This is a genomic window from Leisingera sp. NJS201, assembly GCF_004535885.1.
In the GTDB taxonomy this organism is placed as follows: domain Bacteria; phylum Pseudomonadota; class Alphaproteobacteria; order Rhodobacterales; family Rhodobacteraceae; genus Leisingera.
Genome location: NZ_CP038234.1, coordinates 287,275 through 308,332, shown reverse-complemented (window position 1 = coordinate 308,332; position 21,058 = coordinate 287,275). Strand labels below are relative to the sequence as shown.

The window sequence follows — 21,058 nt, the reverse complement described above, 5'->3', positions numbered from 1 at the left end:
TGCTTCATCTTTGTTCAAATACTCAATTTCACCCGGCCAGCGCCGCAGCGATCCGCGCAGCCAGTTTACGGGCGACGTCATCTTTGCCCATGCGCGGCCACTCCTCGGCACCGTCATCAGAGATCAGGACAACTGCGTTTTCGCTGCCGCCCATGATGCCGGTTGCGGGAGAGACGTCATTTGCAACGATCCAGTCGCAGCCCTTGCGCTTGCGCTTGGCGGTGGCGTTTTCCACCACATCGTCTGTCTCAGCCGCGAATCCAACCACCAGTTTGGGACGGCCCTTTGGCATCCGTGCAACTGTTTTCAGAATGTCGGGGTTTTCTGCAAATTCCAGCACCGGCAACCCGTCCTTGGACTTCTTCAATTTGCGGTCCGAGGCGCTGGCGACCCGCCAATCCGCCACCGCCGCAGCAAACACCCCGGCATCAACAGGCAGTGCCGCTTGCACAGCCGCCTCCATTTCACGGGCGCTTTCAACCGCCACAACCTGCACGCCCTCAGGCGGGCGCACCGCTGCCGGGCCCGTGACAAACACCACTTCCGCGCCAGAATCGCGCAGAGCACGGGCCACCGCTGCCCCTTGCGCCCCGGAGGAGCGGTTGGCGATATAGCGTACCGGATCAATCGGCTCATGCGTCGGGCCGGAGGTCACCAGAATGCGTTTGCCTCTCAATGGTCCATCCGAAAATTTGGCAGTGATCGCAGTCACGATCTCATCCGGTTCCGCCATCCGGCCCGGGCCGAATTCACCGCAGGCCATGCTGCCGTCATTCGGACCCGCGAAAGACACCCCATCCTCCTTCAGGACCGCGATGTTGCGCTGTGTCGCCGGATGCTCCCACATCCGCACATTCATCGCAGGTGCCAGCATCACCGGGGTGTCGGTGGCCAGCAGCAAGGTAGAGGCAAGATCGTTTGCCAGACCCTGCGCTATCTTGGCCATCAGATCCGCCGTGGCCGGCGCTACAACCAAGAGGTCGGCGCTGCGCGACAGCTGAATATGGCCCATCTCGGCCTCGGAGGTCAGGTCGAACAGCTCCTGATGCACAGGGGTTCCGGCAAGTGCCGAGACAGACAGGGGTGTCACAAATTCCGCGCCGGACTTGGTCAGCACCGGGGTCACGCGCGCCCCTTGGTCCTGCAAGCGGCGGATCAGCTCCAGCGACTTATAGGCCGCGATACCGCCGCTGATTATCAGGAGAATATGTCTGCCAGCCAGCATTTGTCCGCCCTTGTCCCGTTTCCCGCGACCTTACTGCGCTGCGGCGAAAGTGTGAAACGGTTTTCCCAGCGGAGACGGCCTAAGCCAAAGCAAAGGCTCCCGCCCCCGCGCGGCACGGGCCCGCGGCCCCCGCCCCTGACGGTGCTGCGCACGGCGCGGTACCGTTTCCAATCAGACCGGCCCTGTGCTGCACAGAGGCCTTCAGCCGCCTTTTTGGAAGGCCAGGCAGGGATCAGGGCGGCTGACCGCGTCCGCGTCCAGCAGCAGATCGAAAATCCCGCTGATCCGCCCGCCCTCGGACTGGCCCAAGCTGCGGATCTGCACCCCCGGACGGGCCTTGGCCAAATAGACTGCCAGCCCGCGGTCGGTGCGGGCATGGCCATTGCCGGTGATCACAGCCACTGGACCGCCGGTTTCCGCAATTGCCATATCCGCGGCCTCTGCCAGGGCGGCGTCCCGCAGACGTTGAAAGTCCACCAGGACAGGCAGCATCTCAACCGGCATCGCATTGCAGTGATTCGCCTGCTGGTCCGCCTCGCGCGCGGCCTGTTCTGCCTCCGGCAACGGCTGATCAAGGCCAAAGCGGGCGGCGTCTTCAGCCCCGAAATAGACAGCCACGCCGCGTTCCAAGGCCTTCGCAGCCTCTGTCCGCGGCACCTGTGCGCCATACTGGCGGGCATTGGCAGCAGCTGCAAACACCGGCGCGTAAAGGCTGAAGTCCGGCCAGCCGGAATTCGGCCAATCCAGTTGCCGGGCCGTCAGCTGTGCATTTGCCAGCGTTTCAGGGTCCAGTGCGGTTGCCTGCTTTGGAGTGATCATCTCCCAGACCACCGCCTTAGGCTGCAGCTTTGCCAGCAGAATTGCCTGCTGCTGGTGATGCACTGGATTGTCATGCACTTCGCCGAGAATCACTACGTCAGCGCCGCTCAGCAGCCGGGCTGCCGCGGACACATCATCCGCTCGGGCGCCAGACAGGCTAAGCGCCGCCAGACAGGCAGCGCTTAACATTACTTTCAGGAAATTGATCTGCTTTCTCATGAAAGCAATCTGTGCACCTCGCGCGACTGTCCTTCAAGGCATTTGCGCATTTTCTGGAACGCCCCGGCCTCCAGCTGGCGGACCCGTTCCTTGGACAGCCCCAGTTCGGTTCCCAGGCTTTCCAAAGTACGCGGGCGTTCGCGCAGCTTGCGTTCCGTGATGATAAAGCGCTCACGGTCATTCAGCGCCTGCAACGCCCCCACCAGCCATTTGCGCAGCTGGCGGCGGTCGTGCCGCTCCTGCACCAGTTCATCGGCCTGAGACGTGTCATCTTCCAGAGCGTCGATCCACTCGCGGCCCTCTTCATCGGTGGACTGCACCGCGTTGAGCGAAAAGTCGGCACCCGACAGGCGCCCCTCCATCATCTCGACATCGCGCAGCGGCACCCCGATTTCAGTCGCAATCTTCTGATGCAGCTGATGCCGGTCCAGCCGCGCCCCCGAAGCACGCGCCTCGCGCTCAAGCTGCGCCTGCACCCGGCGCATGTTGAAAAACAGCGATTTCTGCGACGACGTGGAGCCTGTGCGCACCATGGACCAGTTGCGCATCACGTAGTCCTGAATCGACGCCTTGATCCACCAGACCGCATAGGTCGAGAACCGAACCCCCCGGTCAGGGTCGAATTTGTCGGCGGCCTTCATCAGGCCCAGGCCCGCCTCCTGTATCAGATCGTTCATAGGCGCGCCGTACCGCTTGAACTTGGACGCCATGGAAATCGCCAGACGCATGTAGGCGTTGATGAGCCGGTGCAGCGACTTCACATCGCGGTCATCGCGCCACGCGTATGCCAGACGCCGTTCGGTTTCGGCGTCCAAAAGTTCTGCCTTCATTGCCTGCCGCGGCAATGGGTTTTCGATTGTGGAATCTAGTGCCATTTTATTTCCCCCGGAAACTAATTAACAAACTACCGGCGCCTGGGGATGCGCATGAAACAAAGTTGAGCCCGGGTCTTCTGCAGACCGGCAGTATCAATGCACTGGATACGACTCTCGGCACATCCACGGGCCAAAAATGAAAAACAAAATGGTTTTTTGGCCCCTGTGCAGACTTTCCCGGCCTTAATAAGTGGAACCCCGGGATACTGCTGTCTCTTGTCTTAACCGGGCCCTGCGTTTACCCACAGGAACGGCTTCGTTCTTACAGGTTAGCAAAAAATGCCTGCAAATGTAACTTTTATTCTGGGCGGGGCGGCCTCTGGAAAGTCGGCCTTTGCCGAACAGCTCTGTATAAACACTGAAAAAGACAGGGTTTACTGGGCGACTGCACAAATTTTTGACAGCGAAATGCGCGAAAAAGTGTCCCGCCACCTCGAACAAAGGGGGGAAGGCTGGGCAACTGTCGAAGAACCGGAAACAGCCGGCCGGGTTCTGGACGCACTGGCTGCGGGGCAAATCTGCCTGATGGACTGTGCAACCATGTGGCTGACCAACCATCTGCTGGCCGGGCATGATTTGGCGTTTGCACAAGAGGACCTGCTGGCCGCAATCGGCCGCTGCCGCGCGGATCTGGTGATCGTCTCGAACGAAACCGGTCTTGGCATCGTGCCTGAGAACAAGCTGGCCCGCCGCTTCCGCGAAGCGCAGGGGCGGCTCAATATCGCACTGGCTGCGTGTGCCGGGACTGTTGTGCAAGTGACCGCCGGGCTGCCGCTGGTGCTGAAAGGGGCGTTATGACAAGCCGGCTGTTTCTGGTACGGCACGGGCCAACGCACGCAAAATGCATGGTCGGCTGGTCAGATCTGCCCGCGGACCTGTCTGACACCGCCGCGCTGAAACGCCTGTCGGATTACCTGCCGGCGGGCGCGCTGATCGTGTCGTCCGACCTGTTGCGCGCAGTGGAGACTGCCAACGCCATCCAAGGCAGCCGTCAGCGCCTGCCCCATGTTGAAGCGCTGCGCGAAATCCATTTCGGCGCCTGGGAGCTAAGAACCTGGGCCGAGGTGGACGCCGAGGATCCGGACCGGATCCGGGCCTATTGGGAGACGCCGGGTGATGTGACACCGCCGGGCGGCGAGAGCTGGAATCAGGTCCGAAACCGGGTGAACGCAGCAATTGACGGGCTGATCATTGCGAATCAGGGTCGCGATTTGATTGTTGTCGGGCATTTCGGTCAAATCCTGACCCAGGTTCAGCGGGCGGAGATGCTGACCCCAGAGGAAGCCTTTGCCCATCGAATCGACAATCTGTCGGTCAGTGAAATCGCGTTCGGCCCCGAAGGCTGGCGGGCGGGGGCTATCAATCATCTGCCGTGACGGATGCCATCACAAACATTCCGTTTCACGATGGGACACACCGCGCTAGCCTTTGCGCATGGCTTATGAAATCTATATCGGCGACCGCATGTTCTCCAGCTGGTCATTGCGCGGCTGGCTCATGCTCGAAAAATTCTCCCTTCCCCATACGGTGCAACTGGTGGGGCTGTACTCAGGAACCATGGCGCAAGAGATGGCGCATCTGGCCCCGGCACGGCTGGTGCCCGCGTTGCGCACGCCTGAAGGCACGGTTGTTGGCGAAAGCCTGGCGATAGCCGAGACCCTGGCCGAACAGAACCCGGACGCCGGGCTTTGGCCCGCGGACCCGGCACAGCGTGCCGCTGCACGCTGGCTGGCGGCAGAGATGGTTGCGGGCTTCAGCGCGCTGCGCAGCGAATGTCCGATGCAGCTGGCCCATATCTACGAAGGGTTTGAGACCTCCGGCGCGGTTCAGGCGGATCTGGACCGGATCGAAACGCTGTTTGCCCATGCGCGCCAGGTGTCCGGCCAGTCAGCGGGCTGTCTGTTCGGAGAGTATTCGCTGGCGGATGCGTTCTATACCCCGGTTGCCGCACGCATCATCGGTTACGGGCTGCCGGTTTCTGCCGCCACGCGTGCCTATTGCAAGCTGCTGCTGTCCGACCCGCCAGTACTGCGCTGGCAAGAGCAGGCGCATGAGGTCAGCTATGACCCGGAGCCTTATGCGCGGGATCTGCCGCGGCGGCCCTGGTCTTTGGACTGAACCGGCGGCCAGCGCGAATTCTGCGTGAATTCGCCGGGCGGCACCGCTAGCGTTAACACTTCGGAAACCACGATCGCCAAGCATTTCTCCCTGAACCAGAAGGGGCGGGGAGAAATGACGGCACGGTCGTACACAGTTGCCTTTCAAGGAGTTGAGGCCCGGCTGGTCGAGGTGCAATGCGCAGTCGCCCCTGGCCTGCCAGCGTTCTCGGTGGTTGGGTTGCCGGATAAAGCCGTCTCCGAGGCCCGCGAACGGGTGCGGGCGGCCTTTGCGGCGATGTCGATCGCCCTGCCCTCCCGCCGGATCACCATAAACCTGTCACCCGCGGACCTGCCCAAGGAAGGCAGTCATTTCGACCTGCCGATTGCGCTGGCCTTGCTGGCGGCAATCGGCATCATCCCAGCGGAAAAGGCCGAGGAAACCATAGCCCTGGGCGAACTGTCGCTGGACGGCCAGCTGATGCCTGTCGCGGGCGCCCTGCCCGCAGCCGTCACCGCGGTAGAGGAAGGGCGCATGCTGCTCTGCCCGGAACCGTCCGGACCCGAGGCCGCCTGGGTCGATGCGGCACAGGTCATCGGTGCGGCCACACTGACCGAGGTGGTCCAGCATTTCACCGGCCAGCGGCGCATTGAGCCGTCCATGCCCGGTGAAGCCCTCAGCGGGCTTGGCGGCAAGGACCTGCGCGACGTCAAAGGCCAAGAACAGGCCAAGCGCGCGCTGGAGATTGCTGCCGCCGGACGCCACCACATGCTGATGATCGGCCCGCCCGGATCCGGCAAATCGATGCTGGCGGCACGGCTGCCATCGATCCTGCCGCCGCTGTCTCCTGCCGAGGCATTGGAAACCTCGATGATCCATTCCTTATGCGGGCTGATCGATGCGGGCGGCATCAGCCGCGCCCGCCCTTTCCGCGAACCGCATCACACTGCCTCCATGGCGGCGATTGCCGGTGGCGGGCGGCGGGCGCAGCCGGGGGAAATCAGCCTGGCGCATAATGGCGTGCTGTTTCTGGATGAGCTGCCGGAATTCGGCCGTCCCGTGCTGGAAACCCTGCGCCAGCCGCTTGAGTCCGGAGAGGTGATGGTGGCGCGCGCCAATGCCCATGTGAAATACCCCAGCCGTTTTATGCTGATCGCTGCGGCCAACCCCTGCAAATGCGGATATCTGGCTGATGCCAACCGCGCCTGTTCGCGGGCACCAATATGCGGTGCGGATTACCTGGGGCGGATTTCCGGCCCGCTGCTGGACCGGTTCGACCTGCATCTGGACGTGCCGCCGGTGGATGTGTCCGACCTGGAGCTGCCCGCCAGCGCCGAAGGCTCGGTACAGGTGGCGCAACGGGTCGCAGTTGCCCGGAACACCCAGGCTGAGCGGTTCCGCAGCCATCCCGGCCTGCGCCAGAACGCAGATGCCGAAGGCGCTGTGCTGGAAGATATTGCAGCGCCGGATGCCGAAAGCCGTGATCTTTTGCTGCGGGCCGCCGAACGGTTTGGCCTCAGCGCCCGCGGCTACCACCGGATTCTGCGCGTTGCGCGCACCATTGCCGATCTGGCCTGCGAAGACCGGGTGCAACGCCCGCATTTCGCCGAGGCGCTGAGTTTCAGGCTGCCCTCAGCCCGCTGAGCCGCCGTCGAAGGCGGATATGGCGAAGGTGGCAGCTTCGTCCAATGCTGCCTGCCCCTCGGGCAGCTGACCCGCCATAAATTGCCAGACATGCGGCACATCGCGCCAAAGGCTGAGCCGCACAGCGCCGCCTGCCTGCTCCAGACGCTGCACCATACGCTGCGCATCCGACAGCAACACCTCGGTATCCCCGGCTTGGATCAGCACCGGCGGCGGGTTCGGGAAGTCAGCGAACAAGGGCGAGGCGCGGGCATCTGATGGATCCGCACCCGCGAGATACTGATCAACGGCTTCCTTCATCCGCCCTGCCGGGATGATCACATCCCTGGAACGGTTGACCTCAATACTTGCCCCGCTCAGCGTCAGATCGCACCAGGGGGATAAGGCCACAAGGCCGGCGGGGCGTTCCCCTTCCCCCAGCAGTGCCGCGAGCAAGGCCAGCGCCAGCCCGCCGCCGGCACTGTCGCCTGCCAGCAGGATATCGGCGGCGGCATAGCCCGTGCTTCGCAGGTATTGCCAGGCTGCCAGCGCATCCTCGAAAGCCGCCGGAAACGGTGCCTCTTGCAGCAGCCGGTAGTCGGGCACAGCAATCTCCATGCCCGCAGCAAAAGAAAGACGGGACAAAACCCCCTGATAGGCACGGGCGCTGCCTGCCAGATAGGCGCCGCCATGCAGGAACAAAATGATCTGTTTGCGGCGCGTCCGGCCCACTGAAATCAGGTTCAGCGGCACCGGCGCGGGCCGCGGCAGCAGCCGGGTATAGGGCAGCGGCGGGCAGAACAGCGGCGCCAGCAGCTCGAAACTCCGGCGTGCCAGCTCCGGGCTGCTGGTGCGCTGCAGCACCGGCTTCATGCCATAGCGCATCCACGCGTTCAGGGCCCGGCGCTGCCAGCTCATCAGCTGATCTTGGCTTCGATCGCCTGCCAGACCTTTTCGGCGATGTTCACACCGTCAAAGCGCTCCAGCTCCTGAATACCTGTCGGCGAGGTCACGTTGATCTCGGTCAGGTAGTCGCCGATCACGTCAATGCCAACAAAGATCTGGCCCTTTTCGCGCAGCAGCGGGCCGATGGCGGCGCAGATCTCCAGATCGCGCTCACTCAGCCCGATTTTCTCGGGCCGTCCGCCCACGTGCATGTTCGAACGGGTCTCGCCCGCTGCAGGCACCCGGTTGATTGCGCCCACAGGCTCGCCGTCGACCAGAATCACCCGCTTATCGCCGTTGCTGACGTCCGGCAGGAACTTCTGCACAATCAGCGGCTCGCGGCTGAAACCGGTGAACAGCTCATGCAGCGAGGTGAGGTTGCGGTCGTTTGCATCCAGCCGGAACACCCCGGCGCCGCCATTGCCGTAAAGCGGTTTCAGGATCACATCGCCATGCTTTTCCTTGAACGCCTTGATGGTTTGCAGGTCGCGGGCAATGGTGGTCGGCGGGGTCAGGTCCGGGAAGGTCAGAACCAGCAGTTTTTCCGGATAGTTACGCACCCAGAACGGATCATTTACCACCAGCGCCTGGCCCTTCAGCATGTCCAGCAAGTGGGTCGAGGTGATGTAATGCATATCAAACGGCGGGTCCTGACGCAGCCAGACCACGTCGAAATCCGCCAGATCCACCTCGCGCTCCGGGCCAAGCACCGCCGGAGCATCTGCCACCCGCTGCACGGTCATGTCATGGCCACGGGCGGTGATGCGGCCCTCCTGATAGGCCAGCTGGTCGGGGGCGTAGTAGAACAGATCGTGCCCGCGCGCCTGCGCTTCTTCGGCCAGGCGGAAGCTGCTGTCCGCGTTGATGTCCACGCCCATGACCGGGTCCATCTGAAAGGCGATTTTCATGGCAGTATCCCTTGTAAACTGGCCAGATACATGGCCCACCGTGCCCCGGTGTTCAATGGGGCGGCAGCGGATCAGTCCAGGCCGATGGCGTTTTCGATGATCTCAACCGCGCCGGTGCCGTCCACCAGTGCGGCGTCGAACCGGGCAGGGGTCAGCTGTCCTTGCGGCTCGTTTTCCAGATATTGCCCGGCGCTGGCATAGATGCGCTCCACTTGCCGCGGCGTAATCCGCAGAGCCGCAGCGGCGCTGGTAGAGCTGTGTTTCACTTCCACAAACACCAGCTCTTCCGGGCCGCGCAGGATCAGGTCGATCTCGCCACCCGGCCCGCGCCAACGGCGTTCCGCAACGGTGTAGCCGCGGTTTTCATAGTGGCGCGCAACAATCTCTTCCGCCGCCTCTCCCGCCAGATGGGCACGGGCACCGCGATACTGCCGGGCACGGGACACGGCCTAACTGTCCTTCGCCAGCTGCAACGCCAGCTGATAAATCTTGCGGCGCGGCAGCCCGTGCATCTCAGCCACGATCCCGGCGGCGTCCTTGACCGAATTATCCTTTAGAGCTGCTTGAAGATCGCTTTCCAGATCGCCCTCGCTCACCTCGGTCTCTTGCGCCCGGTCGATCAGCAGCACGATCTCGCCCTTGACCGGTTTTTCCTCCAGCCCCGCGGCCAGATCCGCCAGCGGCGCGCGGCGCACTTCTTCGAATTTTTTGGTGAGCTCGCGGGCCATCGCCGCCGGGCGGTTGCCCAGCACCGCCGCCATATCCGCGACCGAAGCCGCAACACGTTTCGGGGATTCATAGAAGATCAGCGTGCCGGGGATTTCCCGCAGCTCTTCCAGCCGTTTGCGCCGGGCACCGGAGGCATTGGGCAGAAAGCCAGCAAAGAAGAACGCATCCGTGGGCAGCCCGGCCAGCGTCAGCGCCGTTGCCGCCGCCGAGGCGCCTGGCGCGCAGGTGACGGTATGCCCCGCCTCTGCCGCCGCCCGGCTGAGATCAAAGCCCGGATCGGCAATCAGCGGCATTCCGGCCTCGGAGGCATAGGCTACCGATTTGCCCTCTGCCACCGCTTCCAGCAGTTTGGCACGCGCAGCGGCGCCGCTGTGGTCGTGGTAAGCAATGATCCGCCGCCCGCCCAGGGGCACGCCGTGAATTTCCATCAGCTTGCGCAGCGAGCGTGTATCCTCAGCCGCAAGCACATCGGCCGAGGCCAGCACATCCAGCGCACGCAGGGTAATGTCGCGGGCCGTGCCAATGGGCGTGGCAACAAAGTAAAGCCCTGGGGCCAATATGACATTCTGGTGATTCAACGCTGGACCCGCCTTTTTGGTCGTTTATGATCCGCCCTTAAACCCACACGGCGCAGCGCGCCGGGAGAACGGAGTTTCAAGTCCATTATGTTTGCTGTTTTCAAACGCGCCCGCAAGGCGGCACTGACAGCTGCCGCGGCAGTTTCCGCCATTGCCCTGACTGCCTGTGACCCGGTTTCCCTCGGCACTGGTCCGACAATCAACACCTCCAAGCCGGTGCCGGTGGCGCTGCTGGTGCCGCGCGGATCGGCGCAGCAGGGCGACAGCGTGCTGGCGCAAAGCCTGGAAAACGCGGCCCGCATGGCGATTGCCGATCTGCAAGGCGTGCAGATCGATCTGCGGGTCTATGACACGGCGGGCAGTCCCGAAGTGGCCTCGGGTGCAGCGCAACAGGCGCTGAAGGACGGCGCCCGTATCATTCTGGGCCCGGTATACGCCGAAGCCGCAAATGCGGCGGGCATTGCAGCACGCCAGCGCGGCGTCAACGTGCTGGCCTTCTCGAACAACCCTGCGATTGCCGGCGGAAATGTCTTTATCCTGGGCCCGACCTTTGACAATACTGCGCGCAGGCTGACCGGTTTTGCATCCCGCAACGGCAAACGGAACATTCTGATTGTCGGCGGCAATGATGCTGCCGGGGTTGCCGGGCGCACCGCCATTCAGCGCGCCGCAAGCCAGACCGGGGCCAATATCGCTGGCAGTGTCGGTTATGAGCTGTCCCAGCAGGGGTGATCAACGCCATTCCTGCCATCCGCAATGAATCGCGCCAGGCGGATGCGGTATTCCTGACCTCGACCACCGCCGGAGCACTGCCGCTGCTGGCGCAACTGCTGCCCGAAGCCGGTGTGGACCCGGCAGAGAAGCAGTATATCGGCCTGACCCGCTGGGATATTCCGGCCCAGACCCTGGCCCTGCCCGGCGTGCAGGGCGGCTGGTTTGCGATGCCCGACCAGGGCAAGGTGCAGCAGTTCAGCGCCCGCTACCAGGCAAGCTATGGCGGATCGCCGCATTCGATCGGCAGCCTGGCCTATGACGGGATTGCCGCAATCGGCGCGCTGGTGGCTGCTGGCAAATCCGATGCTCTGACCGGCGCGGCCCTGACACAAGGGGCCGGTTTCCAGGGGGCCGGCGGCATCTTCCGACTGCTGCCTGACGGCACCAACGACCGCGGCCTGGCGGTTGCCACCATCCAAGAACAGAAGGTCGTGATCATTGACCCTGCCCCAAGCAGCTTCACCGGCGCCGGATTCTGAACCCGCTGCCGGCCCCGCGCAGCCCGCCGCCAACGGCTTTCCCGAACCGCAGGGTCCGCTGATCTGCGATCCTGCGGACATCTTTGATGCCGCAGCCGTGCGGGCCCGGATCATAGCCTTGGCGGAAGACAACACCCCCGCGGCCCTGCGCGCGGAAACGGTGAAGATCCTGAAGGCGGCAAACAAGGCCGGACGAGCAGCGATCGCCGAAGCCTTCGCCGCGGCCCCCTTTGCTGCGCGGGACTTGACCCGCTCTTACACTTTCCTGACCGACGGCCTGGTGACCACGGCACTGTATGTCGCCGGCGAATTGCTTCATCCGCTGGCCAACCCGACCCGCGGCGAACGCATCGCGGTCATCGCGGTCGGCGGCTATGGCCGGGGGAAATGGCCCCGGCCTCGGATGTCGATCTGCTGTTTTTGACCCCCTACAAGATCACCGCCTGGGCCGAGAGCGTGATCGAATCCATGCTCTATATCCTGTGGGACTTGCGGCTGAAGGTCGGCCATTCCAGCCGCACCATCAAGGACTGCATCCGGCTGGGCGGCGAAGATTACACGATCCGCACCGCGATGCTGGAACAACGGTTTCTGGCCGGCCACGCGCCGCTGGCCAAGGAGCTGGAAAAGCGGCTGAAGTCGGAGCTGTTCTCCAAGGATGCGCCTGATTTCATTGAGGCGAAACTGGCCGAACGCGACGCCCGCCACCTGAAGCAGGGCCAGCGGTATATGGTTGAGCCCAACGTGAAAGAGGGCAAAGGGGGCTTGCGCGACCTGCAATCGCTGTTCTGGATTGCCAAGTATCTGTACCAGGTGCAGGACGCCGAAGACCTGGTGCCGCTGGGCCTGTTCCGCCCGGCAGAGCTGGAGCGGTTTGCCAAGGCCGCGACTTTCCTCTGGGCGGTGCGGTCGCATCTGCACCTTGCCACCGGCCGCGCCACGGAACAGCTGACCTTTGATTTGCAGGTCGAGGTTGCCAGCCGCATGGGATACAAGGACAAGGCCGGCCGCCGCGGGGTGGAAATCTTCATGCAGGAGTATTTCCGCCATGCGACGCGGGTCGGAGACCTGACCCGGATTTTCCTGACCAAGCTGGAGGCCAGTCAGCAAAAAGGCGCACCGCTGCTGGAACGCATCTTCCGCCGCCGCCCGCGAATCAAGCCCGGCTACAAGGTGGTGCACAACCGGCTGGATGTGCTGGACCCGGCGGCATTTTTGGCCGACCGGGTGAATTTGCTGCGGATTTTCGAAGAAGCCCTGCGCACCGGCATGCTGATCCACCCCGATGCCATGCGGCTGGTCACCGCCAATCTGCGCCTGATTGATGACGGCATGCGCAACGACAAAGAAGCCCGGCGCATTTTTCTGGACCTTTTGCTGAAACACGGCAATTCCGAACGCGCGCTGCGGCGGATGAACGAACTTGGCGTGCTATCCGCCTTCCTGCCCGAATTCGAACCCATCGTGGCGATGATGCAGTTCAACATGTATCACTCCTATACCGTGGACGAGCATACCATCCAGGTAATCGCCAACTTTGCCGCGATTGAGCGCGGAGAGCTGGAGGATGAGCTGCCGCTTTCTTCCTCGATCCTGCGCAAGGGGCTGAACCGCAAAGTGCTGATGGTGGCGATGCTGCTGCATGACATCGGCAAGGGACGCGAACAGGACCATTCGATCCTTGGCGCGCAGATCACCCGCAAGGTGGCGCCGCGGCTGGGGCTGAAGCCATCCGAATGCGAGACCGTGGAATGGCTGGTGCGCTACCACCTGCTGATGTCGGACATGGCCCAGAAACGCGACATTGCCGACCCGCGCACGGTGCGGGATTTCGCCAAGGCGGTGCAAACGGTCAAACGGCTGGATCTGCTGTTGCTGCTGACCGTCTGCGACATCCGCGGCGTTGGTCCGAACACCTGGAACAACTGGAAGGCGGCCCTGCTGCGGGCGCTTTACGGCCAGACCCGTGCAGCGCTTGAGGGCGGCATGGAAGCCTTGAACCGCGAACACCGCGGTGCGTCGGCCAAGAAGGCCCTGCGCGAGGCGTTGCAGGACTGGACCAAAGCCGACCTCAAAACCGAAACCGCCCGGCATTACCCGCCGTACTGGCACGGGCTGCACATTACCGCGCATGTGGATTTCGCCGAAATGCTGCGCGACTACATTGCCAAGGGCGACGCGGGAGAGGTGATGATCCGGCTTTATCCGGACGTGGACCGTGACGCGACCCGCGCTTGTTTCGTGATGGAGGATCACCCCGGCATCTTTGCCCGCATTGCCGGCGCGCTGGCGCTGGTCGGCGCCAATGTTGTGGATGCGCGCTCCTATACGACCAAGGACGGCTATGTGACCGATGCCTTCTGGATCCAGGACAGCGAGGGGCACCCCTTCGATCCGATCCGCCTGCACCGGCTTAAGCAGATGATTGAAAAGACCCTGAAGGGCGAGGTGATCACCCGCGACGCGCTGAAATCCCGTGACAAGATCAAGAAACGGGAGCGCGCCTTCAAGGTCCCGACCCATATCACCTTCGATAACGACGGCTCGGAAATCTACACCATCATCGAGGTCGACACCCGCGACCGTCCAGGACTGCTCTATGATCTGGCCCGGGCGCTGGCGGCCGCCAATGTCTATATTGCTAACGCAGTCATCGCGACCTATGGCGAGCAGGTGGTGGACGCCTTTTATGTCAAAGACATGTTCGGCCTGAAATACTATGCAGAATCCAAACAGCGGACTCTGGAGAAGAAACTGCGCGAGGCCATCACCGCAGGCGCAAAACGGGCGGATGTATGAAACCGATCAAACTGCTTTCGGGCTTCCTGACCGTCGGGTTCTGGACGCTGGCCAGCCGCGTGCTTGGATTCGCCCGCGAGATCCTGATTGCCGCCTTCATCGGCCCCGGTCCGGTGCTGGATGCCTTTATCGTTGCCTTCCGCCTGCCCAACATGTTCCGCCGCTTCTTTGCCGAAGGTGCCTTTAACGCCGCCTTTGTGCCCGCTTTCTCCAAGCGGTATGAGGCCGGTGAGGACGCCAGAACTTATGCCCAGCAGGCCTTCAACCTGCTTGCCGCTGCGGTGCTGGCGCTGGTTGGCCTCGGCATGGTGTTCATGCCGGGACTGGTCTGGCTGACGGCCGGCGGATTTGTCGGCGATGCCCGGTTTGATATGGCGGTGGGCTACGGCTACATCGTCTTTCCCTACATCCTGTTCATGTCGCTGGCCGCATTGTTCTCAGGCGTGCTGAACGCCACCGGCCGCTTTGCCGCCGCCGCCGCCGCGCCGGTCCTCCTTAACATTTTTGCCTGTGCGGCGATGACAGCCGGCGCCCTCATGGGCGGCGATGTTGTCCTGTGGCTGGTCTGGACCATCCCGGTGGCGGGCGTCGCGCAGCTGGCGCTTGTCTGGGCCGCCGCCGCCCGTGCTGGTATAACCTTGCGGCCCGGTCTGCCCCGTTGGAACACCGAAATGCGCAGCCTGATGCGTGTTGCCGTGCCCGCTGCTCTGGCCATGGGAGTCACCCAGATCAATCTGGTGGTCGGGCAATACGTGGCCTCTGACATCGAAAAGGCGGCCAGCTGGCTGTTCATCGCCGACCGGCTGTATCAACTGCCTTTGGGCGTGGTTGGCATTGCTGTCGGCATCGTGCTGCTGCCTGCCCTTTCCCGCCGCCTGCGGGCCGGGGACAGCGCCGGTTCACAGGGCGCCTTGTCCCGCGCCGGAGAATTCTCGCTGCTGCTGGCCGTGCCCTCTGCCGTCGCCTTCATCACCGTGCCCGTGCCGCTGGTGTCTGTGCTCTATGAACGCGGTGCAACCGGCCCCGAAGACGTGGCCGCCATCGCCATCGCCGTCGCTATCTATGGCGCAGGCCTGCCAGCCTTCATGCTGCAAAAGGTCCTGCAGCCGCTCTACTTCGCGCGGGAGAACACCAAAACCCCCTTTCGCTACGCGCTGGTTGCGATGGCTGTCAACGCCGCGCTGGCCTTTGGCCTGAAGCCTGTATTGGGCTGGATCGCCCCCGCAATCGCCGCGTCCGCTGCCGGCTGGGTGATGGTGGCACTACTGGCACTCGGCGCCCGCGGCATGGGGGAAGAGGCCCGCTTCGACGCCCGCTTCCGCACCCGCGCCTGGCGCATCCTGGCAGCCTCTGCTGTGATGGGGGCAGTGCTCTATGCTGTTGCTTCGGCTGCGGGCTGGCTGTTCACGCTGGATTACTGGCGCTACCTGTCCCTGCTAGGCCTGGTGGTGCTGGGCGGCCTGGTCTACTTCGCCGCAGGCCAAGCGCTTGGCGCCTTCCGCCTGTCAGAGTTCCGCGCCGCCCTCAGCCGCCGGAAACAGGCCTGACCCCCGCGCCCCTTCAGGCCGGCCCGGCCCAACGGCTGGAGATGCCCCGCCAGGGGCTTTGACAGCAGGCGGAAGCCCCCGGCGTCAATCGTGCCGGATGCGGTTGCGGATCCGCGCCCAGCCGCCCGGCGCCAGGAAGAACGACAGACCGAACCCGGTGGCAAAGCCTGCCAGATCCGCAACCCAGTCCTTCTGACCGCCAAACAGCAGCCCGAACAGCAGCTGCGCCCCCATCAGAAAGGCAATCAGCGAAAACGCCCGGCTTTGCTGCGCCCCGACCAAAGCCAGCGAGCGCCACAACAGAAAGGTAAAGGCCCCGATCAGCCCGTAGACCGCCGGAAAGCCGCCGATCAAAGGCTGGCCGCCGCTGACCAGCAGCGCATAGCCCAGTGCGCCGCCGGCACCGGACAGCACAAAGATGATCACCATCGCCAGATCGCCCATCACCTCGCCCACCATCTTGCCCATCGCCAGCACAAAGACGCAGACAAACAGCGCATGTGTAAAAGCGCCATGCACAAAGATGTACGAGACAAAACGCTTCAGATGTTCCGGCAGCCAGCGGCCGCTTTCCTGCATCCACCAGAAGATCTCGCTGGAAAACGCATAGGATTGGACTGCCTCCAGCCGCCAGCCGATGGCCTCAGGCCCGCCAAGGATTCCGCGGGCGCCAAGCGAGAACACCGCTTCGATCCCGATGATGATCAGCACTATCGCAACGACGGCTGCAGGCAGCGGGTTGACGGGTGCGGTGTTATTCGGGCTGCTCATTGAGTCTCCTTGCAGTGCAGAACCCTCTGCACCTGTTGACCTATCCAAGCCCCATGGGTAAGCCACCGGGGTCGCTATTTCCAGACGGGAGTTACGCTAGATGAGCGAAACCACATTCACCCCGCGCGTCTTTTCGGGGATTCAGCCCTCCGGCAACCTGCACCTGGGCAACTACCTTGGTGCCCTGAAGCGGTTCGTCGACTGGCAGGCCAAGGATGTGGAGTCCATCTATTGCATGGTGGACCTGCATGCGATCACTGTCTGGCAAGACCCCAAGGACCTGATGAAATCCACCCGCGAGCTTTGCGCAGGTTTCATCGCCGCTGGCCTGGATCCGGAAAAATCCATCCTGATCAATCAGTCCCAGGTGCCCGAACACGCGCAGCTGGCCTGGATTTTCAACTGCGTCGCCCGCATGGGCTGGATGCAGCGGATGACCCAGTTCAAGGACAAGGCCGGCAAGAACGCCCAGAACGCCTCGCTTGGGTTGTTTGCCTATCCGGCGCTGATGGCAGCTGATATTCTGACCTACCACGCCACCCATGTGCCTGTGGGCGAGGACCAGAAACAGCATCTGGAGCTGACCCGCGACATCGCCGCCAAGTTCAACCATGACTATGGCGTCGATTTCTTCCCGATGACCGAACCGGTGATCGAGGGCGCCGCCACCCGTGTGATGAGCTTCCGCGACGGCTCCAAGAAAATGTCGAAATCTGACCCGTCGGATGCCAGCCGCATCAATATGACCGATGACGCCGACACCATCGCCAAGAAGATCCGCAAGGCCAAGACCGATCCCGAAGGGCTGCCGTCCGAGGCCAAGGGCCTAGAAGACCGCCCCGAGGCGCGCAATCTGGTGAACATCTATGCGGCGCTGAACGAGCAGACCGTAGATCAGGTGCTGGCGGATGTCGGCGGCAAGCAGTTCTCGGAATTCAAGCCGATGCTGGCGGATCTGGCAGTGTCGAAACTGGCGCCGATTTCGACCGAGATGGCGCGGCTGATGGGTGAACAGGACGAGATCGACCGCATTCTGACCCGCGGATCCGAGCGCGCGCGCGAAATCACCGCGCCGATCCTGCGCAAAACTTATGAAATCGTCGGTATGGTACCGCCGGTCCAGATCTGACAAAACCAGTTACGCCATTGGCCTTGCACAAGGCTGGTGGCGTAGCCTTTGCTGCCCCTGCGAGCGCCTATTCCGCGTCCGGGGACGGCCGGCGCCGGGAGATCAGCCCGTACTTCAGCGCAAAAGACCGCAGTGAAAATCTGCGGCCAAATGATTTCAGCTGCGGGTGGCCCGATTGACGGTCGAATTCGTGGTTGTCGATCACCCGCTCGGCGCAGCCGCAGCCCTCGCCCAGCCCGACTTTCTTGTAGTAGAACTTTTCGAAACTTTCAGGGTTTGCCATGCCGCCCTCCTATTGGGGCGATAGCTTAGCGCGAAGCGGCGCAAACGCAAAAGAAACTGTGCCGCCTGTTAGCTTCAAGCATTTGTGCAGGCCTGCGCGGGCGTCAAAGCCCTTTGACGCCATTCAAAACCAGATCTGCCGCCAGCCGCGCATAGTCATCACGTGCCTTCGCACCAGCACCGGAATTCCACATGTAGTACCAGTTCAGCATGCCGAAAACCGACATGGTGGCGCCGCGCAGCTTGGCCGTTTCGCCCGCAAACACCCCGGGTGCCACAGCCGCCAGCGCGTCGCTGACAAACTGCACCATCTCACGCTGATAGGCGCGCAGCAGCTTCTGCTGATCCTCGGGCAGCGCGCCCATGGCGCTGATCTGCACCTGATGCTCATGATCCGCGCCCTGATAGGCCAGCATGATTTCCGACACGATACGGCGCAGCCGGTCCTCGGGCCAAGCCCCTCCAGCTCCGCCCCGCAGACCCGGTCGCGCAACTCGCATAGATAGGTGTCAAGAAGGCCGAAAAGCACGGCATCCTTGCTGTCATAGTAGTGGTAGATATTCGCCTTGGAGATCCCGCATTCCCGCGCCAGCTGGGTCATTGACGCGCGGTCATAGCCTGCCTCCGCAAATACTTTGGCTGCGGATTTCAGGATCTGCACGCGTTTCTGATCATGGTCTTTTGCGATGGTGCGGGCCAAAACTCACTCCCCTGTTCAGGACTTGCCGCGGTTGTCGACGACACGCTTGGCCTTGCCCTGGCTGCGCTCGACCGATCCCGGGTCGCCTACAATGATCTCGGTGGAAACACCAACCATATCCTTGATCCGCTTGGTCAGCATCCGCGCCGCGGCGGTTTTGCTCAGCTCATCCGTGGCATCAGGATTGGCCTCCACATAGACCCGCATCGCGTCCATCCGGCCGGATTTATACAGCTCGATCTGGTAATGCGGCGCCAGCCCGCCGGTGGCCATCAGCTGCTCCTCCACCTGGCTGGGAAAGACGTTGACGCCGCGCAGGATGATCATGTCGTCGCTGCGCCCGGTGATCTTCTCCATCCGCCGCATCGTGCGCGCAGTGCCCGGCAGCAGCCGCGTCAGGTCGCGGGTGCGGTAGCGCACCATCGGCAGGCCTTCCTTGGTTAGCGTGGTGAACACCAGCTCCCCCATCTCGCCGTCCGGCAGCACCTCGCCGGTCTGCGGATCAATGATTTCCGGCAGGAAGTGATCCTCCCAGATCACCGGACCGTCCTTGGTCTCGACGCATTCATTGGCCACCCCTGGCCCCATGATTTCGCTAAGACCGTAGATATCGACCGCATGCATGTCGAAAGCCTGTTCAACCTCTTTGCGCATCGCATCTGTCCAGGGTTCGGCGCCGAAGATGCCGACTTTCAGCGAGCTTCCCCGCGGGTCCAAGCCAACCTTGTGGTACTGCTCCAGAATGTTGAGCATGTAGGAGGGCGTCACCATGATGCCGTCAGGCTGGAAATCGGTGATCAGGCCAACCTGTTTTTCGGTCTGCCCGCCGGACATCGGCACCACGGTCGCGCCCAGGCGTTCGATCCCGTAATGGGCGCCCAGGCCGCCGGTGAACAGCCCGTAGCCATAGGCGTTGTGCACCATGTCGCCCTTGCGCAAACCAGCCGCGCGCAAAGACCGCGCCACCAGATCGGCCCAGTTGCTGATGTCATTTGCCGTATAGCCCACAACCGTCGGCTTGCCGGTGGTGCCAGAGGACGCGTGCAGGCGCATAATCTGTTCGCGCGGCACCGCAAACAGGCCAAAGGGGTAATTGTCGCGCAGGTCGTTTTTGTAAGTGAAGGGAAACTTGGCCAGATCCGGCAACTGCTGCAAGTCGTCCGGATGCACGCCCGCCTCGTCGAACCGCTGCTTATACATCGGCACGTTGTCATAGGCATGCCGCAGCGACCATTTCAGCCGTTCCAGCTGCAGAGCGCGGATTTCGTCGATCGAGGCGATCTCGATCGGATCCAGATCAGCCTTGTTGGGGGTCAGGTCTTTCATGGCATCCTCCACGCCTTATTCGTCAAACAACTGGCCTTTGACCGCCCGGGAAAAGCCCCGGAATTCGGCAATCTGCCGGCCGTCCTGATTGATCACTGCCACATCATAAATGCCGCTGCGCCCGGTCAGGGAAATCTCGCGGGCCTTGGCAATCAGCCGATCACCCAGCCGTCCCGGCGCGGTGAAGCTGATCACGTTGTGCTGCGCCACGGTCGCCTGATTGCGGCTGTTGCAGGCAAAGGCAAAGGCGCTGTCGGCCAGCATAAAGGTGACACCGCCGTGGCAGATGCCATGGCCGTTGCAATGATGCTGGGCGATGGTCAGCTCCAGCGTCGCCTCGCCCTCATCCGCATGGGTGATCTCCATCCCCGCCCATTTGGACGCATGGTCGTCCGCCCACATGGCAGCTGCGGATTTTTCGGCGCGTTCCTTGGGGGTCATGGTCATTTCCCCATGAACGCGGGGGCGCGTTTTTCCAGGAAGCTGGCAACGCCCTCGGCATAATCCGCGCTCTCACCGCAGGTTTTCATCGCATCCGCTTCAATCTCCAACTGATCGGACAGCGTGTTGACTGCCGCAGCCTGGATGCACTGCTTGGTCAGGCCCAGGCCCAGCGTCGGGCCGTTGGCGAATTTCTCCGCCATTGCGCGGGCCTCGGCCATCAGTTGGTCATCCGGCAATGCCTTCCAGATCAGCCCCCAGTCTTCGGCCTTCTTCGCGGGCAGCGGTTCGGCAGTCAGCGCCAGCCCCTTGGCGCGCGCCTCGCCCAGCAGACGCGGCAAGTGCCAGCTGCCGCCGGTATCAGGGATCAGGCCAACCTTGGAGAATGACTGGATGAACTTGGCGCTTTCGCCAGCCAGAACCATATCGCAGGCCAGCGCCAGATTGGCCCCCGCCCCGGCCGCCACACCGTTCACCGCGCAGATCACCGGGAAGTTCAACTCGCGGATCAGCCGCACCAGCGGCGCGTAGAATTTGCGCACGGTCTGGCTCAGGTCCGGCGGCCCGTCCATCTTGCGCGGATCGCGGTCGCCCAGATCCTGCCCGGCGCAAAAGCCCCGCCCGGCGCCGGTCAGCAGCACCGCGCGGGCACCGCCATCGCGCGCCGCCTCAAGCGCTGTGCGCAAAGCGTTGTGCATCTCTTCGTTAAAGCTGTTCAGCCGGTCCGGGCGGTTCAGGGTGATCTCCACCCAGGTTCCGTAGTCCTCAACCAGAATCGTATCGCTCATCGCT

General features: G+C 63.0%; 18 protein-coding genes and 3 pseudogenes. 8 read left to right on the top strand and 13 right to left on the bottom strand.

Annotated features, from left to right (window positions below):
- Positions 1 to 28: 28 nt before the first annotated feature.
- From coaBC to ETW23_RS01500, 3 genes are all read right to left on the bottom strand, one after another.
- Positions 29 to 1,225 carry a bifunctional phosphopantothenoylcysteine decarboxylase/phosphopantothenate--cysteine ligase CoaBC gene (coaBC, locus tag ETW23_RS01510; protein ID WP_134828901.1) on the bottom strand — a complete coding sequence of 399 codons (1,197 nt, stop codon included), beginning with the start codon at positions 1,223 to 1,225 and terminating at the stop codon, positions 29 to 31.
- 201 nt (positions 1,226 to 1,426) lie between these two features.
- Positions 1,427 to 2,263: a ChaN family lipoprotein gene (locus ETW23_RS01505; protein ID WP_134828900.1), complete on the bottom strand. Its 837-nt coding sequence runs from the start codon at positions 2,261 to 2,263 to the stop codon at positions 1,427 to 1,429.
- A complete protein-coding gene (locus ETW23_RS01500; RefSeq protein WP_129369519.1) occupies positions 2,260 to 3,138 on the bottom strand; it encodes an RNA polymerase factor sigma-32 in 879 nt (292 codons plus the stop codon). Before ETW23_RS01500 ends, ETW23_RS01505 begins: the two co-directional genes overlap by 4 nt.
- 279 nt (positions 3,139 to 3,417) lie before the next feature.
- Between ETW23_RS01500 and cobU the strand changes: the two genes are divergently transcribed.
- From cobU to ETW23_RS01480, 4 genes are all read left to right on the top strand, one after another.
- Positions 3,418 to 3,936, top strand: coding sequence for a bifunctional adenosylcobinamide kinase/adenosylcobinamide-phosphate guanylyltransferase (gene cobU / locus ETW23_RS01495; protein WP_134828899.1), 519 nt, complete (start codon positions 3,418 to 3,420; stop codon positions 3,934 to 3,936).
- Entirely contained in the window at positions 3,933 to 4,514 is a 582-nt protein-coding gene (locus ETW23_RS01490) for a histidine phosphatase family protein (RefSeq protein WP_134828898.1), read from the top strand. The genes cobU and ETW23_RS01490 overlap by 4 nt, the downstream gene beginning before the upstream one ends.
- 58 nt (positions 4,515 to 4,572) lie before the next feature.
- A complete protein-coding gene (locus ETW23_RS01485) occupies positions 4,573 to 5,256 on the top strand; it encodes a glutathione S-transferase (RefSeq protein WP_134828897.1) in 684 nt (227 codons plus the stop codon).
- Between the two features lie 114 nt (positions 5,257 to 5,370).
- Entirely contained in the window at positions 5,371 to 6,879 is a 1,509-nt protein-coding gene (locus ETW23_RS01480) for a YifB family Mg chelatase-like AAA ATPase (protein ID WP_134828896.1), read from the top strand.
- Here ETW23_RS01480 and ETW23_RS01475 read toward each other — a convergent pair.
- The 4 genes from ETW23_RS01475 to rsmI form a co-directional block, all read right to left on the bottom strand.
- Positions 6,868 to 7,776, bottom strand: coding sequence for an alpha/beta hydrolase fold domain-containing protein (locus ETW23_RS01475; protein WP_134828895.1), 909 nt, complete (start codon positions 7,774 to 7,776; stop codon positions 6,868 to 6,870). The genes ETW23_RS01480 and ETW23_RS01475 overlap by 12 nt on opposite strands.
- On the bottom strand, positions 7,776 to 8,711 hold the full coding sequence (gene gshB, locus ETW23_RS01470; protein ID WP_134828894.1) for a glutathione synthase: 936 nt from the start codon (positions 8,709 to 8,711) through the stop codon (positions 7,776 to 7,778). Before gshB ends, ETW23_RS01475 begins: the two co-directional genes overlap by 1 nt.
- Before the next feature lie 71 nt (positions 8,712 to 8,782).
- Complete coding sequence (locus ETW23_RS01465) at positions 8,783 to 9,157, bottom strand: YraN family protein (RefSeq protein ID WP_129369512.1); 375 nt, start codon at positions 9,155 to 9,157, stop codon at positions 8,783 to 8,785.
- 3 nt (positions 9,158 to 9,160) lie between these two features.
- Positions 9,161 to 10,018 (bottom strand): 16S rRNA (cytidine(1402)-2'-O)-methyltransferase, encoded by an 858-nt coding sequence (gene rsmI, locus ETW23_RS01460; protein WP_134828893.1) that lies wholly within the window; start codon positions 10,016 to 10,018, stop codon positions 9,161 to 9,163.
- Positions 10,019 to 10,105: 87 nt separating this feature from the next.
- Here rsmI and ETW23_RS01455 point away from each other — a divergent pair.
- From ETW23_RS01455 to murJ, 3 genes and pseudogenes are all read left to right on the top strand, one after another.
- A pseudogene (locus ETW23_RS01455) lies at positions 10,106 to 11,271 on the top strand (penicillin-binding protein activator).
- Positions 11,272 to 11,350: 79 nt separating this feature from the next.
- Positions 11,351 to 14,070, top strand: a pseudogene (locus tag ETW23_RS01450) ([protein-PII] uridylyltransferase).
- Entirely contained in the window at positions 14,067 to 15,617 is a 1,551-nt protein-coding gene (murJ, locus tag ETW23_RS01445) for a murein biosynthesis integral membrane protein MurJ (RefSeq protein WP_134828892.1), read from the top strand. Before ETW23_RS01450 ends, murJ begins: the two are co-directional and overlap by 4 nt.
- Positions 15,618 to 15,701: 84 nt before the next feature.
- On the opposite strand, the gene ETW23_RS01440 is transcribed toward murJ, so the two are convergent.
- On the bottom strand, positions 15,702 to 16,388 hold the full coding sequence (locus ETW23_RS01440) for a rhomboid family intramembrane serine protease (RefSeq protein ID WP_129369507.1): 687 nt from the start codon (positions 16,386 to 16,388) through the stop codon (positions 15,702 to 15,704).
- Between the two features lie 100 nt (positions 16,389 to 16,488).
- Here ETW23_RS01440 and trpS point away from each other — a divergent pair, with 100 nt between their 5' ends.
- Positions 16,489 to 17,517 (top strand): tryptophan--tRNA ligase, encoded by a 1,029-nt coding sequence (gene trpS / locus ETW23_RS01435; RefSeq protein WP_129369506.1) that lies wholly within the window; start codon positions 16,489 to 16,491, stop codon positions 17,515 to 17,517.
- A 67-nt stretch (positions 17,518 to 17,584) separates the two neighbouring features.
- On the opposite strand, the gene ETW23_RS01430 is transcribed toward trpS, so the two are convergent.
- The 5 genes and pseudogenes from ETW23_RS01430 to paaG all read right to left on the bottom strand — a co-directional run bounded on the left by ETW23_RS01430 (position 17,585) and on the right by paaG (position 21,054).
- Complete coding sequence (locus tag ETW23_RS01430; RefSeq protein WP_129369505.1) at positions 17,585 to 17,800, bottom strand: hypothetical protein; 216 nt, start codon at positions 17,798 to 17,800, stop codon at positions 17,585 to 17,587.
- 103 nt (positions 17,801 to 17,903) lie between these two features.
- Positions 17,904 to 18,499: pseudogene (locus tag ETW23_RS01425) on the bottom strand (TetR/AcrR family transcriptional regulator).
- 15 nt (positions 18,500 to 18,514) lie between these two features.
- Entirely contained in the window at positions 18,515 to 19,825 is a 1,311-nt protein-coding gene (gene paaK / locus ETW23_RS01420) for a phenylacetate--CoA ligase PaaK (RefSeq protein WP_134828891.1), read from the bottom strand.
- Positions 19,826 to 19,840: 15 nt separating this feature from the next.
- Positions 19,841 to 20,266: a hydroxyphenylacetyl-CoA thioesterase PaaI gene (gene paaI / locus ETW23_RS01415; protein ID WP_134828890.1), complete on the bottom strand. Its 426-nt coding sequence runs from the start codon at positions 20,264 to 20,266 to the stop codon at positions 19,841 to 19,843.
- A gap of 2 nt (positions 20,267 to 20,268) precedes the next feature.
- Positions 20,269 to 21,054 (bottom strand): 2-(1,2-epoxy-1,2-dihydrophenyl)acetyl-CoA isomerase PaaG, encoded by a 786-nt coding sequence (gene paaG, locus ETW23_RS01410; protein ID WP_134828889.1) that lies wholly within the window; start codon positions 21,052 to 21,054, stop codon positions 20,269 to 20,271.
- Positions 21,055 to 21,058: the final 4 nt, after the last annotated feature.

What these genes read in the sequence shown, in the direction of transcription:
- coaBC (WP_134828901.1), bottom strand. Translation starts at nt 1,225, where the DNA reads ATGCTGGCTGGCAGACATATTCTCCTGATAATCAGCGGCGGTATCGCG.
- ETW23_RS01505 (WP_134828900.1), bottom strand. Translation starts at nt 2,263, where the DNA reads ATGAGAAAGCAGATCAATTTCCTGAAAGTAATGTTAAGCGCTGCCTGT.
- ETW23_RS01500 (WP_129369519.1), bottom strand. Translation starts at nt 3,138, where the DNA reads ATGGCACTAGATTCCACAATCGAAAACCCATTGCCGCGGCAGGCAATG.
- cobU (WP_134828899.1), top strand. Translation starts at nt 3,418, where the DNA reads ATGCCTGCAAATGTAACTTTTATTCTGGGCGGGGCGGCCTCTGGAAAG.
- ETW23_RS01490 (WP_134828898.1), top strand. Translation starts at nt 3,933, where the DNA reads ATGACAAGCCGGCTGTTTCTGGTACGGCACGGGCCAACGCACGCAAAA.
- ETW23_RS01485 (WP_134828897.1), top strand. Translation starts at nt 4,573, where the DNA reads ATGGCTTATGAAATCTATATCGGCGACCGCATGTTCTCCAGCTGGTCA.
- ETW23_RS01480 (WP_134828896.1), top strand. Translation starts at nt 5,371, where the DNA reads ATGACGGCACGGTCGTACACAGTTGCCTTTCAAGGAGTTGAGGCCCGG.
- ETW23_RS01475 (WP_134828895.1), bottom strand. Translation starts at nt 7,776, where the DNA reads ATGAGCTGGCAGCGCCGGGCCCTGAACGCGTGGATGCGCTATGGCATG.
- gshB (WP_134828894.1), bottom strand. Translation starts at nt 8,711, where the DNA reads ATGAAAATCGCCTTTCAGATGGACCCGGTCATGGGCGTGGACATCAAC.
- murJ (WP_134828892.1), top strand. Translation starts at nt 14,067, where the DNA reads ATGAAACCGATCAAACTGCTTTCGGGCTTCCTGACCGTCGGGTTCTGG.
- ETW23_RS01440 (WP_129369507.1), bottom strand. Translation starts at nt 16,388, where the DNA reads ATGAGCAGCCCGAATAACACCGCACCCGTCAACCCGCTGCCTGCAGCC.
- trpS (WP_129369506.1), top strand. Translation starts at nt 16,489, where the DNA reads ATGAGCGAAACCACATTCACCCCGCGCGTCTTTTCGGGGATTCAGCCC.
- ETW23_RS01430 (WP_129369505.1), bottom strand. Translation starts at nt 17,800, where the DNA reads ATGGCAAACCCTGAAAGTTTCGAAAAGTTCTACTACAAGAAAGTCGGG.
- paaK (WP_134828891.1), bottom strand. Translation starts at nt 19,825, where the DNA reads ATGAAAGACCTGACCCCCAACAAGGCTGATCTGGATCCGATCGAGATC.
- paaI (WP_134828890.1), bottom strand. Translation starts at nt 20,266, where the DNA reads ATGACCCCCAAGGAACGCGCCGAAAAATCCGCAGCTGCCATGTGGGCG.
- paaG (WP_134828889.1), bottom strand. Translation starts at nt 21,054, where the DNA reads ATGAGCGATACGATTCTGGTTGAGGACTACGGAACCTGGGTGGAGATC.